Genomic DNA, 14,069 nt, shown 5'->3' with positions numbered 1-14,069 from the left:
CGGGCGAGGTGCACGGGGCACCCCATCGCGCCGCCGCGTGGGTGGCTCGCCACTGCCGACCCGCCGGCGCGCACCCGTTACCGGCGCTGTGCCACGCGGTACGGTGCGCCCCGGTGGTGGCTGCGCCACCGCGGGCCCGCCATACGCCGCCGCGCGGCGCGCGCAAGTCGCCGGGGCCCGCCCCGGCCGGATCCTGTCGGGGCGCCGGAACGCACACTCCGTCAAGTCGGGCCCAGGTTCCACCCGCACTTCCGGGAGTCCCGGGAACCCGCTTCGGTTTTGCTCACGCGGTCGGCGAGGCTCGGCGTCCGGCCGCTTGCTGATCCGCCTACGGGTGAGCGGTGCCACGCCACCCTGGGAGGTATCAGGTGCACAGCGTCCACACGTTCCTCCGCTCGCTCCCCGCAGTGCAGCAACCGGACTGGGAAGGCCACGCGGATCTCGTACGGGTCAGGCAGGAGCTCGCCGCGCTGCCACCGCTCGTCGAGGCGGACGACGTCGACCACCTGCGCGGCCGGCTTGCCGAGGTCGCGGCCGGGCGGGTCCAGGTCGTCCAGTCCGGCGACTGCGCCGAGGACTGGGCGGAGAACGGCCACGGCGACGTGGCCCGCAAGGTGGGACTGCTCGACGTGCTGGCCGGGGTCATGCGGATGACCTCGCACAAGCCCGTCCTGCGGGTCGGGCGCCTGGCGGGCCAGTACGGCAAGCCCCGCTCCCGGCCCACCGAGACGGTCGCCGGGGTCGAACTCCCCGTCTACCGGGGCCACATGGTCAACGCGCCCGAGCCGGATCCGGAGTTACGCAGGCCCGACCCCACCCGGATGCTGACCGGCTACTGGGCGGCGCGCGGCATCCTGGACCTGCTCGGCTGGAGCGGTCCGGTGCGCGGGGCACGGCACGAGGCGCCGGTGTGGACCAGCCACGAGGCGCTGCTGCTCGACTACGAACTGCCGATGGTGCGCACCCTGGACGACGGCCGGCTGCTGCTCACCTCCACCCACTGGCCGTGGATCGGCGAGCGCACCCGCCAGGTGGACGGCGCCCATGTGGCGCTGCTCGCGGCCGTGGCCAACCCGGTGGCCTGCAAGGTGGGCCCGCGGACCACCTCGGCGGAGCTGCTGGCGCTGTGCGAGCGGCTCGACCCCGAGCGGGTGCCAGGACGCCTCACGCTGATCGCCCGGATGGGCGCGGACACCGTGGGGGAGCGGCTGCCGTCGCTGGTCGCCGCGGTGCGCGCGGCGGGCCACCCGGTGATCTGGCTGACCGACCCGATGCACGGCAACACCGTCAACGGCCCCGAGGGCCTCAAGACGCGGCTGGTGAAGACCGTCGTACGGGAGGTCGTCGAGTTCCACCGCGCGGTCACCGCGGCGGGCGGCACGGCGGGCGGCATCCATCTGGAGACCACCCCGGACGACGTCACCGAGTGCGTCACCGACCAGGACCGGCTGCACGAGGTCGGCGACAAGTACACGAGCTTCTGCGACCCCCGCCTCAACCCGCGCCAGGCGGTCTCGGTGGCGTCGGCCTGGCTGGGCTGACGCGCCCGCAGCCGCACACGACGCCGTACGCCCCGGCACCGCGAGCCCACAGCGAAAGGACCACCATGGCGGGCCTGCCCACCATCGACCCGTATCCGATGCCCTCCGAGGGCGACCTCCCCGCGAACACCGCGACCTGGAAGGTCGACCAGAGCCGCGCCGTGCTGCTCGTCCACGACATGCAGCGCTACTTCCTGCGGCCGTTCCCGGCGGACCAGGCGCCCGGCGCCGCCCTGGTGCGCAACGCCGCGCTGCTGCGCGAGAGTTGCGCGGCGGCCGGGATCCCGGTGGCCTACACCGCGCAGCCCGGCGGGATGAGCGACCAGGAGCGCGGGCTGCTGAAGGACTTCTGGGGGCCGGGCATGCGGGTCGCCCCGGAGGACCGCAAGGTGATCGACGAGCTCGAACCCGGCGCGGACGACTGGGTGTTCACCAAGTGGCGCTACAGCGCGTTCTTCAAGTCGGACCTCCTGGAGCGGATGCGCGCGGCCGGCCGCGACCAGCTGATCGTCTGCGGGGTGTACGCGCACGTGGGCGTGCTGATGACGGCGGTGGAGGCGTTCACCCACGACATCCAGCCCTTTCTGGTCGCCGACGCGGTCGCGGACTTCTCCGAGCAGTACCACCGCCTGGCCCTGGACTACGCGGCCGAGCGCTGCGCCGTGGTCACCACCGCCAAGTCGGTCCTCGCCGAGCTGGCCCCGGCGGACGGGGCGGGCCGATGACCGGCAGACTCCCCGCGCGACCGGACCTGCTGGGCCGGGTGCTGGCGCGGGAGCCCGCCGCGTACGCCCTGCTGCACCGGCCCGAGACGCTGGGCCGCGACGTCCTCGAAGTGCTGCTCGGCGAGGTGTCCGCCGTCGACACCCTGGCCGCGATACCGCTGCCGGACGCGCCCGCCGGCGAGGGCGCCCGCCACGAGGTGCTCGCGGTCGTCCCGTACCGCCAGATCTCCGAGCGCGGCTTCACCAGCACCGACGACGGCGAGCCGCTGCTCGTCATGTCCGTCGAGGAGCAGGGCGAACTGCCGCTCGCCGAGGCGTTACGGAGGCTGCCGGACGAGCCGGTCACCCTCACCGACGGCCGTTTCGACGTGCACGACGACAGCTACGCCGAGATCGTGCGCGACGTCATCGAGCACGAGATCGGCAACGGCGAGGGCGCCAACTTCGTCATCAAGCGCGCCTTCGTCGCCGACATCACGCCGTACACCCCGCACAGCGCCCTGTCGTTCTTCCGGCGGCTGGTCGAGCGGGAGTCCGGCGCGTACTGGACGTTCCTGGTGCACACCGGCGGGCGCACCTTCGTCGGCGCCAGCCCCGAGCGGCATGTGAGCCTGCACGGCGGCACCGCCGTGATGAACCCCATCAGCGGCACCTACCGCTACCCGCGGACGGGCCCCGACCTGCCCGGCGTGATGGCCTTCCTGGCCGACCGCAAGGAGGCCGACGAGCTCTACATGGTGGTCGACGAAGAGCTCAAGATGATGGCGCGGATCTGCGAGGGCGGCGGCCGGGTCGTCGGCCCGTACCTCAAGGAGATGGGCCGGCTCGCGCACACCGAGTACTTCATCGAGGGCCGCACCGGCCACGACGTGCGCGACATCCTGCGCGAGACGATGTTCGCCCCCACCGTGACCGGCAGTCCACTGGAGAGCGCCTGCAAGGTGATCACGCGGTACGAGCCGGAGGGGCGCGGCTACTACAGCGGCGTCATGGCCCTCGTCGGCCGCGACGAGCACGGCGGGCGCACCATGGACTCCGCCATCCTCATCCGCACCACCGACATCAGCGACGAGGGGCGGCTCAGCATCGGCGTGGGCGCGACCCTGGTGCGCCACTCCGACCCGGTGAGTGAGGTCGCCGAGACCCGGGCGAAGGCCGCCGGGCTGCTCGCCGCCCTCGAAGCGGGCCCCGCCGGGGCGCCCGGCCCGGCCCCCGTCGAGCGGTTCGCCGGGCACGCCCGGGTGCGCGAGGCGCTGGAGCGACGCAACGACCGCATCGCCCGTTTCTGGCTGCGCGACCCCGCACAGCGGGCCGCCCCCGTCGAGGAACTCGCCGGGCGCACCGTGCTGATCGTGGACGCGGAGGACACCTTCACATCGATGATCGGCCACGAACTGGCCGCCCTGGGGCTGGATGTGACGGTCCGTCGCTTCGACGAGCCGTACGACGTGGCCGACCACGACCTGGTCGTCATGGGCCCCGGCCCGGGCGACCCCCGGGAGACCGCCCACCCCAAGATCGCGCATCTGCGGGGCGCGGTGACCCGGCTCCTCGACGACCGGCGCCCGTTTGTCGCGGTCTGCCTCAGCCATCAGGTCCTGTCGACCCTGCTGGGCCTGGGTCTGGCCCGCCGGGACACCCCCAACCAGGGCGTCCAGAAGGAGATCGACCTGTTCGGCGCGTACGAGCGGGTGGGCTTCTACAACACGTTCGCCGCCCGCAGCGCCGACGACAAGCTCACCGACCCCGACCACGGCGTCATCGAGATCAGCCGCGACCCGGACACGGGCGAGGTGCACGCGCTGCGCGGGCCCGGCTTCGCCTCGATGCAGTTCCACGCCGAGTCGGTGCTCACCGAGGACGGTGTGCGGATCCTCGCCGAGGCGCTGACCGGAGTGATCCGCTCCGGCGCCGGACCGCTGGCGGGGGAGGCGCGCCGCCCGGTCTGAGAGGGGCGGCGTCTATGTTGTGGGGGAGCCCCGCGCCCCGCACCCGCCGCCAAGGAGGGCACCCCGTGCCGTACACCCCCGCCGCAGCAGAAGAGCTCCTCACCGCACCCGGGGCGCCCTTCGCCGTCGAGCGGGGCCCGGACGGGGTGCCGGTCTACGCCGGGGGCCCGCGGACCCTGCGCGAGTTCGTGGAGGTCACCTGGGCGTACGGCGACCGGCCCTTCCTGGTGGCGGAGAGCGGCACCCACACCTACGCCGAGTTCTTCGCGGCCGCCTCCGCGCTGGCCCGCCGGCTGGTCGAGGGGTACGGGCTGCGGCCCGGCGACCGCGCGGTGGTGGCGATGCGCAACCTCCCCGAGTGGCACATCGCGTTCTGGGCCGCGCAGCTGGCCGGTCTGGTGGCGGTGCCGCTGAACGCCTGGTGGACCGAGGCGGAGCTGGCGTACGCGCTCGACGACTGCGCGCCCGGTGTGCTGCTCGTGGACGGGGAGCGGCTGGCGCGGGTCGAGGGGTGGGCGCGCGCGGCGCGGGTGCCGGGCGTGGTCTTCGCCGGCACCGGCCCGCTGCCCGGGGGCTTCGAGGCGTACGAGGACCTGGGCCCGGCCGACCCCGCCGCCGGGCCGCCCGACGTGACGGTCTCGCCCGGGGACGACGCCACGATCATTTACACCTCCGGCACCACCGGCCGCCCCAAGGGCGCCGTCGCCACGCACCTCGCCCAGGCCGGGGCGGCGATGAACCCGCGCTTCCACGCGGCCGCCTCCGCGCTGGGCCGGGGCCTGGTGCCGGGCCAGGGCCCCGCGCCGGTCTCCCTCGTCACCTACCCCTTCTTCCACGTCGCCGGGTTCAGCGGGTTCTACTCCGTGATGGGCTCGGGCGGCACCCTGGTCATGATGCGCAAGTGGGACGCCCGGCGGGCGCTCGCGCTGATCCGCGAACACGGCGTGACCCACTACGCGGGCGTCCCCACCACGGCCCTGCAACTGCTCGACGAGGCCGAGCGGGCGGGCGACCCGCTGGAGTCGCTGCGGATGTTCAACACCGGCGGCTCCACCGCGCCGCCCACCCTGGTGGGCCGCCTCACCGAGCGGTACGGGGAGCGGATCGAGCCGCGCAACGGGTACGGGCTGACCGAGACCAGCGGGGGAGTGCTGGCCAACTTCGGCGCGGAATACCGGGAGTGGCCGGGCAGCGTGGGCCGCCCGACGCCCACCACCGAGGTGCGGGTCGTCGGGCGCTCGGGCGCGGACGTACCGGACGGCGAGGTCGGCGAGCTCTGGCTGCGCGCCCAGTCGAATGTGCGCGGCTACTGGAACGACCCCGCCGCCACCGAACTCGCCTTCGTGGACGGCTGGTTCCGCACCGGCGACCTGGCGGTGGCCCGGGACGGCCGGATCGCGGTCGTCGACCGGATCAAGGACGTGGTGATCCGGGGCGGCGAGAACGTCTACTGCGTGGAGGTCGAGTCGGTCCTGCACGGGCATCCGGCGGTGCGGGAGGTGGCGGTGGTGGGGGTGCCGCACGCGGAGCTGGGGGAGGAGGTGGCGGCGGTGGTGCGCCTGGCTTCGCCGGTGGGCCCGGAGGAGCTGCGGGCGCATGCGGCCCGGACCCTCGCTGGGTACAAGGTGCCCGCGCATGTACTTGTCCGTACGGTCCCTCTGCCGCGCAACGCGACGGGAAAGGTCCTGAAGCGGGAGCTGCGGGCGGAGGTGGAGGGCTGGCTGCGCCGCTGATCCCCCACCCCGCCCCTTCCCGAAAGCCCTCTGGCGGGCGGCCGGGTGGTGGGTCGGGGCGGGCTGCTGGGGGCTACGCCCCCAGACCCCCTTGCTTCGTCTGCGGACCGTGGTGGGTTGCTCGCGCAGTTCCCCGCGCCCCTAAGAATGCCGCTGCGCGGCAATCCCCTGGGCGGCCCGAAGGGGCGCTTTCAGGGGCGCGGGGAACTGCGCGACCAGCCGTCCACCGGCCCGCAGGTGAACTGCACGCACGCCCTCACGCGCCCCGGGCCACCCGCACGCGGTAGTTCCCCAGCTCGTCCGTGCCCAGCACAGAAACCCGCACCCCCCGCTCCCGATCCACAAACACCTCCCCCGCCCCGAACGGCGCATCGGACAACTCCGCATGCACATTGGGCCGCCGCGTACACCCCCCACTGTCCTTCGCACTGTCCGCCACCGTGATGGGCCCCCGCCCCGTGTCCACGTCCGTGCTCACCCGGTACACCAGCACCCCCGGCTTGCACACCGCCTCGTCGTTCCCCGTACGCGTCCGCACTTCGAGCGCGTACCCGGACTCGTCCGACAGCGGGACGAAGACCAGCTTGCGCCCGGCCCCCGGCGCCGACAGCGGGCGCAGCACGTACTCGCTCACGCCCGCCGTGGCCGACACGCACCCCACCTGCGTGTTGTCCAGCCACCCCAGCTTCCACTTGTGCCAGCCGAGCATGTCGTTGTTGGCGCCCCAGTCCTCGGACATGATGTCCCAGTGGCCGACCGCGCCCCCGCCCTCGGGCGTGTAGAGGTCGGGCAGCCCGAAGACATGGCCGTTCTCGTGCGGCAGCACCCGGTAGCCCGTCTCGCGGTACGAGCCGGAGCCGTCGTCCTGGCGGCTGTAGACGAAGGACGTGTTGGAGAGCGGGACGCCGTCCGCGAGCGGCGCGTCCTCGTTCCCGGAGAACGTCACCGAGAGCACCGTGTCCAGCGCCGACGGCCCCGCGTTCGGCGACATCAGGATGTTGACCAGGTCGTACGCCGCGAAGTTCACCTTGGCGTCGGCCGCCGCCACGATGTCCTTGACCAGCCGCCGATAGCCCGGCTCGTACGGCGAGCCGCGCTCGATGCCGTACGCCGCGAACGTCTGCGGCATCCGCAGCCACTGCGGGAGGGGGATGTCGGGCCGGTAGTCGAGCCGCCCGTACGACGCGGTGCGGAACCACTCGGTGGTCTGCGGGAAGAACTCCGCGTACCGGCTCAGCGCGGACTCGGTGCCCTGCGCGTCCGGGAAGTCGACCATCAGGGTGAGCGCGCGGACCGTGCCCGTGGAGTGGGCGTAGCCGGGCGGGGTGGGCAGGCCCTCCGACATCTGCACGCCGAGCGTGGCGGTGATCCGGCACGGGCCGAGCGCCGTCTCGCTGCCGGTGGCCACCGGTCCCGCCGACGCCCGGAAGGGGGGCGCCAGGGTGGTGCTGCCCGAGGTCATCGAGGCGAGCACGACGGCGGCGAGGGCCGCGCCCGCGAGGGTGCGGCGGCGGCGCGGGTCGCGCGGCCCGCCGGATATCCGACGGGGAGGTCTGCCGGACTCCTCCATGAGCACGCCCGCCTTCGGCCACCGGCAGCAGGCCGTTCCTGACTGCGCTCGTGCGATCACCCTGTGTCGGGCGTGTCGCGGGCGCGCGCTGGGTGGGCCGGGCGTGTGGTTTCCGCAAGAGGAAGGTGTGACTCAGGTCACATCAAACAGGGCGCCCGGCCGGAAATAACCGGGGATCCTTTCCCCGTTTGCACCTGTGTCCCGCCGAAACGGGGAGAGCTTCCCCGGTTCCAAAGGTTCCGGAGAATCCGGGGATCCCGGAGGCTCTCCGCTTCCGGTGGGGACGACCGACTTCGTACGTAAGAGAAGGAGCACGCCGTGTCCACCGCCCCCCCGACCACCGCAGCGGAGCCCCGTCGCGCCCCGCGGCCGCGGGCCGACGCCCTGCGCAACCGGGAGCGGATCATCGCGGCCGCGCGCGAGATGTTCGTCGAGGAGGGCGCCATGGTGCCGCTCGACGAGATCGCGCGGCGCGCGGGCATCGGCAACGCCACCCTCTACCGGCACTTCAAGGACCGCGCCGAGCTGATCACCAGCGTGGTGCTCGCGGTCATGGAGCGGGTCTCGACGGCCGCGGAGACCGCGACCGCCGAGGAGCCCGACGCCTTCGCCGCGCTGCGGCGGTTCGTGTTCGCGGCGGCCGACGAGCGCATCGGAGCCCTGTGCCCGATGCTCTCCGAGGGCTTCGACAAGGACCTGCCGGAGCTCAACGCCTCCCGCGAGCGACTGGACGAGGCCGTCCGTGACCTCATGGCGCGGGCCCGGCGCAGCGGCCAGTTGCGCGACGACGTCGACGTGGGCGATCTGATGGTCGCCCTCACCCAGCTCACCCGGCCGCTGCCGGGCACCGCGTGCCCGAACATGGACCGGTTCGTCCACCGACACCTGCAGCTCTTCCTCGACGGGCTCATGGCCCCGGCGCGGTCGGAGCTGCCGGGGACGGCGGCGACTCTGCAGGACCTCAGCCAGCCGTAACCCGACCCGCGGCCGGCGGCGACTCCGCTTTCCGCGCCCGTACTTCAGTACTCCGCTCATCGCACATCGCGTCCCAAGGTGGCTACACCCATGTCGAAAACAGCCCAGGCTGCTCCCGCCCAGGACCTCGGTCCTGACCCCAGTCGCTGGAAGGCCCTCGCCTTCATCGCGCTCGCCCAGCTCATGGTCGTGCTCGACGCGACGATCGTGAACATCGCCCTGCCCTCCGCCCAGACGGACCTGGGCATCTCCGACGGCAACAAGCAGTGGGTCATCACGGCCTACGCCCTCGCCTTCGGCGGTCTGCTGCTCTTCGGCGGCCGCATAGCCGACCTGTGGGGACGCAAGCGCACCTTCGTCGTCGGTCTGCTCGGCTTCGCCGCGGCCTCCGCGCTCGGCGGCGCGGCCACCGGCGAGGCCATGCTGCTCGGCTCCCGCGCGCTCCAGGGCGCGTTCGGCGCGCTGCTCGCGCCCGCCGCGCTCTCCCTGCTCGCGGTGATGTTCACCGACGCCAAGGAGCGCGCCAAGGCGTTCGGCATCTACGGCGCGATCGCGGGCGGCGGCGGCGCCGTCGGCCTGATCCTCGGCGGCTTCCTCACCGAGTACCTGAACTGGCGCTGGACCTTCTTCGTCAACATCCCGTTCGCGATCGTCGCGGCCGCCGGTGCCTACTTCGTCATCCGCGAGCCCTCCGGCACCCGCAACCGCTCGCCGCTGGACGTCCCCGGCGTGGTCCTGTCCACCCTCGGCCTGGTCGCCCTGGTGTACGGCTTCACCCGCGCCGAGTCGGCGGGCTGGTCCGACACGCTGACCGTGTCCATGTTCGTCTCCGCGGCCGTGCTGCTGATCGCGTTCGTGGTCACCGAGGCCAAGGTCAAGAACCCGCTGCTGCCGCTGCGCGTGGTCACCAACCGCAACCGGGGCGGGGTCTACCTCTCCCTCGGCCTGGCGATCATCGCGATGTTCGGCCTCTTCCTCTTCCTGACGTACTACCTCCAGGTCGTGAAGGGCTACTCGCCGGTCAAGACCGGCTTCGCCTTCCTGCCGATGATCGCGGGCATGATCACGGGCTCCACCCAGATCGGCGCCCGGCTGATGACCCGGGTCCCGCCGCGCCTGCTGATGGGCCCCGGCTTCCTGACCGCCGGCATCGGCATGCTGATCCTGACCCAGCTCCAGATCGACACCTCGTACGCCGGGCTGATCCTGCCGGCGCAGATCCTGCTCGGCCTGGGCATGGGCACCGCCTTCATGCCGGCCATGTCGCTGGCCACCATCGGGGTCGAGCCGCGTGACGCGGGTGTCGCCTCCGCCATGGTCAACACCTCGCAGCAGGTGGGCGGCGCCATCGGCACGGCCCTGCTGAACACCATCGCCGCCTCGGCCACCACGGCGTACGTCACCTCGCACGCCGCCGGGGCCAAGAGCGTGGAGCTGCTGAAGCTCCAGGCGATGGTGCACGGCTTCACCAGCGCCATCTGGTGGGCGGTCGGCATCCTGGTGCTCGCCTCGGCGATCGCGGTCACCCTCATCAACACCGGCCGCCCGGACACCGGTTCGCTGACCGGCTCCGGCGACGGCGACGGCGTCGAGGACGAGATCCGGGTGCCGGTGGTCGCCCACTGACGCCCGCCGCCTACGTGGGGGACGCGTAAGCGGAGAGCAAGTACACGCAACGAACAGAACGCGGATCTGTCCGGCTCAGCGGAGCCAGGGCAGGTCCGCGTTCGCGTCCTTGGGCTGAAGGCCCTCGGCGATCGCCCGCATGACCGTTCCGAGCTGCTCGATCTGCTCGGGGGTGAGCCGGTCGAACAGCGCCTGGCGCACGGCGCTCACATGGCCGGGCGCGGTGCGCTCCACGACGGCGAAGCCCTCGTCGGTGAGCGCCGCGAACTGGCCGCGCTTGTCGGAGGGGCAGTCCTCGCGGCGCACCCAGCCGTTCTTCTCCAGGCGCGCGATCGCGTGCGAGAGCCGGGACCGGGTGATCTTGGCGCCGATGGCCAGCTCGGTCATCCGCAGCCGTCGCCGGGGCGCCTCGGAGAGCTGGATGAGCAGGCCGTAGTAGATGTGCGGCATCCCGGCGTCACGCTGGAGCTGGCGGTCCAGATGGTCTTCCAGGAGCGTGGTGGCATGGAGGTAGGCACGCCAGGTGCGCTGCTCGTCGTCGCTGAGCCAGCGCGGCTCCTCGGCAGGGGTGGTGGTCATGGACTCCACTGTACGGCCACTCCTTGAAAGTTGAACAATGTACCGCTAATCTCGGCATAAGGGAAAGCTTTAGAGTTCAAGTAGATCCTGGGTCCAGTAGACAGGGAGTCCGTCATGACCGCCACTTCCGCAGTCGCCGCCGACCGTGCGGGTGCCTCCGGTTCCGGTACGGGACGGATGCCCGCCCTCTATCTCTCGCACGGCGCCCCGCCGCTCGCCGACGACCCCGTCTGGCCGGGCGAGCTGGCCGCCTGGGCGGCCGGCCTGCCCCGCCCCCGGGCGATCCTGATGGTCTCCGCCCACTGGGAGGAGGCCCCGCTCGCCCTCGGCGCCGTTCGGACGGTCCCGCTGGTATACGACTTCTGGGGCTTCCCCGAGCGCTACTACCAGGTGCGGTACGCGGCTCCGGGCGCCCCCGAACTCGCCGACAGTGTACGGAAGTTGCTGCGCGGCGCAGGAACGCCGGTCCAGGACATCCCGGACCGGGGCCTCGACCACGGCGCGTACGTGCCGCTGGTGGAGATGTACCCCGATGCCGGCATTCCTGTCCTCCAGATCTCGCTGCCCACGCTCGATCCGCGAAAGCTCATGGATATCGGGCGCAAGCTCGCGCCCCTGCGCGACGAGGGCGTGCTGATCGTCGGCAGCGGCTTCTTCACCCACAACCTGGCGGCGCTGCGCCATGCGGGGGTGCCCGGCTGGTCGGCCGAGTTCGACGACTGGGGGGCGCGCGCCCTGGCCGCCGCCGATGTGGACGCCCTGCTCGACTTCGCGCACAAGTCCCCGGCGGGCCGCCTCGCCCACCCTCGCACCGAGCACTTCGCCCCGCTGTTCGTGACCCTGGGCGCCTCGGAGGGCGAGCTGGACGGGGCCCGCAGTGTCATCGAGGGCTTCTGGATGGGTCTGGCGAAGAGATCGGTGCAGTTCGGCTGAGAGCGGTCCGCCGGAACGGGTACCCGAGAATCCGGGCAGTCTGGACATCCTGAGCAACCAGAAGGCGGCGCGGGTCGTCTTCACGGTGGGAGAGCGATAAACGGGGATGGGGCTCTTCCGGGGTGAAGGCAACTGTTTCGGGTGTGACGCCGGTCTCATGTGGACGGTGGTCGCGGCCGGGTACGGAGAGTCCCGGCACCGGGCCTGACCTGCGCCTCTGTACGTTCCCGCGGCATCCGTCCGCCACCGTCGGCGGCACAGGGTACTGCATGATCCGGAAAATCGATGGGCGGGACGGGAATTCTGTCCGGATTCCAGCCGTTGTTTCCATCGGATGCAGGGCACCCGGGAGGGTGTCGCGACCTACACAGCAAGGGAGCACGCATGGCAACCCGCGCCGTCGCCCGTCGGACCGCAAGCAGCGGATCCGGGTCGGGGAGCAGTGTTCGCGCCGTCAGCGGGGAGATCGCCGACCGCGACCTGGTCGGGATGTACCTCGACGAGATCGCGCGGACGCCGCTGCTCGACGCCGCCAAGGAGGTCGAGCTCTCCCAGACCATCGAGGCGGGTGTGTACGCACGCCAGATCCTCGACAAAGAGGTGGAGAGCACGGCCGGCGGCGCCTCTCGCGAGGAGCTCGAAGCCCTGGTCGCCGCCGGTGACCGGGCCAAGGACCTCTTCATCCGCTCCAACCTCCGCCTCGTCGTCGCCGTGGCCCGGCGCTACCCGAGGGCGGGCCTGCCCCTGCTCGACCTGATCCAGGAGGGCAACGCGGGCCTGGTCCGCGCGGTGGAGAAGTTCGACTACGCCAAGGGCTTCAAGTTCTCGACGTACGCGACGTGGTGGATCCGCCAGGCCATCACGCGCTCGATAGCCGACCAGTCCCGCACCATCCGCCTGCCCGTCCACCTGGTGGAGGAGCTGGGCCGTATCCGCCGCGTCCAGCGCGAGTTCAACCGTGAGAACGGCCGGGAGCCGGAGCCCACCGAGGTGGCGGCGGAGCTGGGCTCCACGCCGGAGCGGGTCATCGACGTCCTGGACTGGGCGCGCGACCCGGTCTCGCTCAACATGGCGGTCGACGACCAGGGCGAGACCCAGTTCGGCGACCTCCTGGAGGACACGTCGGCGATCTCCCCCGAGCAGTCCGTGCTCACGCTGCTGCGCAGCGAGGAGCTCGACGACCTGATCGGCAAGCTCGACCAGCGCACCGCCTCCATCATCAAGATGCGGTACGGGATCGACGACGGCCGCGAGCGCACGCTGACGGAGGTCGGCAAGGAGCACGGCCTCACCCGCGAGCGCATCCGCCAGATCGAGAAGCACGCGCTGCTCGAACTGAAGAAGATGGCACGCGACACGGGCTTCGACGCGGCGGCGTAACCCCAGCCGCCCCCCCCATAGACGAGCCCCCGGCACCCTCCCCCCCTGGTGCCGGGGGCTCCCCCCTGCCCGTCACTCCGGTCCCGGCCCCGCCGCCCGGGTGATCCGGGCGCCCAGATCCGCCAGGTACTCCGTCAGCGCACCCGGCGACGCCACCGCGAACTCGCAGTCCACCAGCGCCAGCCGGACCGCCACCCACTCCAGCGACTCGGTGACCCGTGCCCGCAGCCGACACCGCGCCTGACCGAGCGGCACCGGCGTGCCCATCCCGGTGAGCCGCGCCGCCACGAAGTCGGCGGGCGCCTCGAACGTCACGTCCAGGTCCAGCTCCGGCTGCATCCGGTTCAGCGACCGGCTCACGAACTCCGCCGCGTTCTGCGCGGGCAGCTCCCGGGGCGCGAACCGCGACCCCGTCGCGAACGGGTTCTCCACCCGGTCGACCCGGAACGTACGCCAGTCCTCGCGCTCGATGTCGTACGCGACGAGGTACCAGCGCCGCCCCGTCGACACCAGCCGGTACGGCTCGACCTGGCGGCGGGACTCGCTGCCGTCGCCCTTGCGGTAGTCGAACCGCAGCCGCTCGTTGCCGGTGACGGCCGACGCCATCACGGTCAGGGTGTGCGGGTCGACGGTCGCGCCGTCGCCGCGCCAGGGCCCCACCAGCGGCATCGTCGCGGCCTGGAGGGTGGCCACCCGGTGCCGCAGCCGGGACGGCAGCACCTGCTCCAGCTTGGCCAGCGCCCGTACCGACGCCTCCTCCACCCCGTCGACCGCGTGCCCCGCGCCCGCCCGCAGCCCGACCGCGATGGCCACGGCCTCCTCGTCGTCGAGGACCAGCGGCGGCATCGCCTTCCCGGCCACCAGGCGGTACCCGCCGTCCGCGCCGAGCGTCGCCTGCACCGGGTAGCCGAGCTCGCGCAGCCGGTCCACGTCCCGGCGCACCGTGCGCCGCGAGACGCCGAGCCGGTCGGCGAGCTCGCCGCCGGGCCACTCGCGGGGCGTCTGGAGCAGGGACAGGAGCTGGAGGAGCCGAGCCGGGGTGTCCGTCATGAGATCCA

11 protein-coding genes are annotated in these 14,069 nt (G+C 72.6%); 8 read left to right on the top strand and 3 right to left on the bottom strand.

Annotated elements, in window-relative coordinates; translation table 11 throughout:
* The first annotated feature begins 368 nt into the window (after window positions 1-368).
* The 4 genes from BX283_RS18895 (at window position 369) to BX283_RS18880 (ending at window position 5,948) form a co-directional block, all read left to right on the top strand.
* Window positions 369-1,541 (top strand): 3-deoxy-7-phosphoheptulonate synthase, encoded by a 1,173-nt coding sequence (locus BX283_RS18895; RefSeq protein ID WP_101388748.1) that lies wholly within the window; start codon window positions 369-371, stop codon window positions 1,539-1,541.
* 65 nt (window positions 1,542-1,606) lie between these two features.
* Window positions 1,607-2,266 (top strand): isochorismatase family protein, encoded by a 660-nt coding sequence (locus BX283_RS18890; protein ID WP_101388747.1) that lies wholly within the window; start codon window positions 1,607-1,609, stop codon window positions 2,264-2,266.
* Window positions 2,263-4,215, top strand: a complete 1,953-nt coding sequence (locus tag BX283_RS18885; protein WP_101388746.1) for an anthranilate synthase family protein — start codon at window positions 2,263-2,265, stop codon at window positions 4,213-4,215. Before BX283_RS18890 ends, BX283_RS18885 begins: the two co-directional genes overlap by 4 nt.
* A gap of 14 nt (window positions 4,216-4,229) precedes the next feature.
* Window positions 4,230-5,948 (top strand): class I adenylate-forming enzyme family protein, encoded by a 1,719-nt coding sequence (locus tag BX283_RS18880; RefSeq protein ID WP_101388745.1) that lies wholly within the window; start codon window positions 4,230-4,232, stop codon window positions 5,946-5,948.
* 256 nt (window positions 5,949-6,204) lie between these two features.
* Here BX283_RS18880 and BX283_RS18875 read toward each other — a convergent pair whose 3' ends face one another.
* Window positions 6,205-7,410, bottom strand: coding sequence for a M6 family metalloprotease domain-containing protein (locus tag BX283_RS18875; protein ID WP_101392448.1), 1,206 nt, complete (start codon window positions 7,408-7,410; stop codon window positions 6,205-6,207).
* A gap of 426 nt (window positions 7,411-7,836) precedes the next feature.
* Here BX283_RS18875 and BX283_RS18870 point away from each other — a divergent pair, with 426 nt between their 5' ends.
* Together BX283_RS18870 and BX283_RS18865 are read left to right on the top strand one after the other, a co-directional pair.
* Window positions 7,837-8,493, top strand: a complete 657-nt coding sequence (locus BX283_RS18870) for a TetR/AcrR family transcriptional regulator (protein WP_101388744.1) — start codon at window positions 7,837-7,839, stop codon at window positions 8,491-8,493.
* Window positions 8,494-8,583: 90 nt separating this feature from the next.
* Window positions 8,584-10,119 (top strand): MFS transporter, encoded by a 1,536-nt coding sequence (locus tag BX283_RS18865; protein ID WP_101388743.1) that lies wholly within the window; start codon window positions 8,584-8,586, stop codon window positions 10,117-10,119.
* A gap of 75 nt (window positions 10,120-10,194) precedes the next feature.
* Here BX283_RS18865 and BX283_RS18860 read toward each other — a convergent pair whose 3' ends face one another.
* Window positions 10,195-10,707, bottom strand: a complete 513-nt coding sequence (locus tag BX283_RS18860; protein WP_180357193.1) for a MarR family winged helix-turn-helix transcriptional regulator — start codon at window positions 10,705-10,707, stop codon at window positions 10,195-10,197.
* A 168-nt stretch (window positions 10,708-10,875) separates the two neighbouring features.
* Here BX283_RS18860 and BX283_RS18855 point away from each other — a divergent pair, with 168 nt between their 5' ends.
* Both BX283_RS18855 and BX283_RS18850 read left to right on the top strand, forming a co-directional pair.
* Complete coding sequence (locus BX283_RS18855) at window positions 10,876-11,631, top strand: dioxygenase (RefSeq protein WP_101392446.1); 756 nt, start codon at window positions 10,876-10,878, stop codon at window positions 11,629-11,631.
* A 384-nt stretch (window positions 11,632-12,015) separates the two neighbouring features.
* Window positions 12,016-13,011, top strand: coding sequence for an RNA polymerase sigma factor RpoD/SigA (locus tag BX283_RS18850; RefSeq protein WP_101388742.1), 996 nt, complete (start codon window positions 12,016-12,018; stop codon window positions 13,009-13,011).
* Window positions 13,012-13,083: 72 nt separating this feature from the next.
* Here the strand turns inward: BX283_RS18850 and BX283_RS18845 are convergent, their stop codons facing one another.
* Window positions 13,084-14,061: a YafY family protein gene (locus tag BX283_RS18845; RefSeq protein ID WP_101388741.1), complete on the bottom strand. Its 978-nt coding sequence runs from the start codon at window positions 14,059-14,061 to the stop codon at window positions 13,084-13,086.
* Window positions 14,062-14,069: the final 8 nt, after the last annotated feature.

Source organism: Streptomyces sp. TLI_146 (genome assembly GCF_002846415.1).
Classification (GTDB): domain Bacteria; phylum Actinomycetota; class Actinomycetes; order Streptomycetales; family Streptomycetaceae; genus Streptomyces.
The sequence above is the reverse complement of the archived record's forward strand: the minus strand, read 5'-3'. Positions and strand labels throughout refer to the sequence as shown.

Coding starts and splice junctions, on each gene's coding strand:
- BX283_RS18890 (WP_101388747.1), top strand. CDS start 1,607: ATGGCGGGCCTGCCCACCATCGACCCGTATCCGATGCCCTCCGAGGGC.
- BX283_RS18885 (WP_101388746.1), top strand. CDS start 2,263: ATGACCGGCAGACTCCCCGCGCGACCGGACCTGCTGGGCCGGGTGCTG.
- BX283_RS18880 (WP_101388745.1), top strand. CDS start 4,230: ATGTTGTGGGGGAGCCCCGCGCCCCGCACCCGCCGCCAAGGAGGGCAC.
- BX283_RS18875 (WP_101392448.1), bottom strand. CDS start 7,410: ATGACCTCGGGCAGCACCACCCTGGCGCCCCCCTTCCGGGCGTCGGCG.
- BX283_RS18865 (WP_101388743.1), top strand. CDS start 8,584: ATGTCGAAAACAGCCCAGGCTGCTCCCGCCCAGGACCTCGGTCCTGAC.
- BX283_RS18855 (WP_101392446.1), top strand. CDS start 10,876: ATGCCCGCCCTCTATCTCTCGCACGGCGCCCCGCCGCTCGCCGACGAC.
- BX283_RS18850 (WP_101388742.1), top strand. CDS start 12,016: ATGGCAACCCGCGCCGTCGCCCGTCGGACCGCAAGCAGCGGATCCGGG.
- BX283_RS18845 (WP_101388741.1), bottom strand. CDS start 14,061: ATGACGGACACCCCGGCTCGGCTCCTCCAGCTCCTGTCCCTGCTCCAG.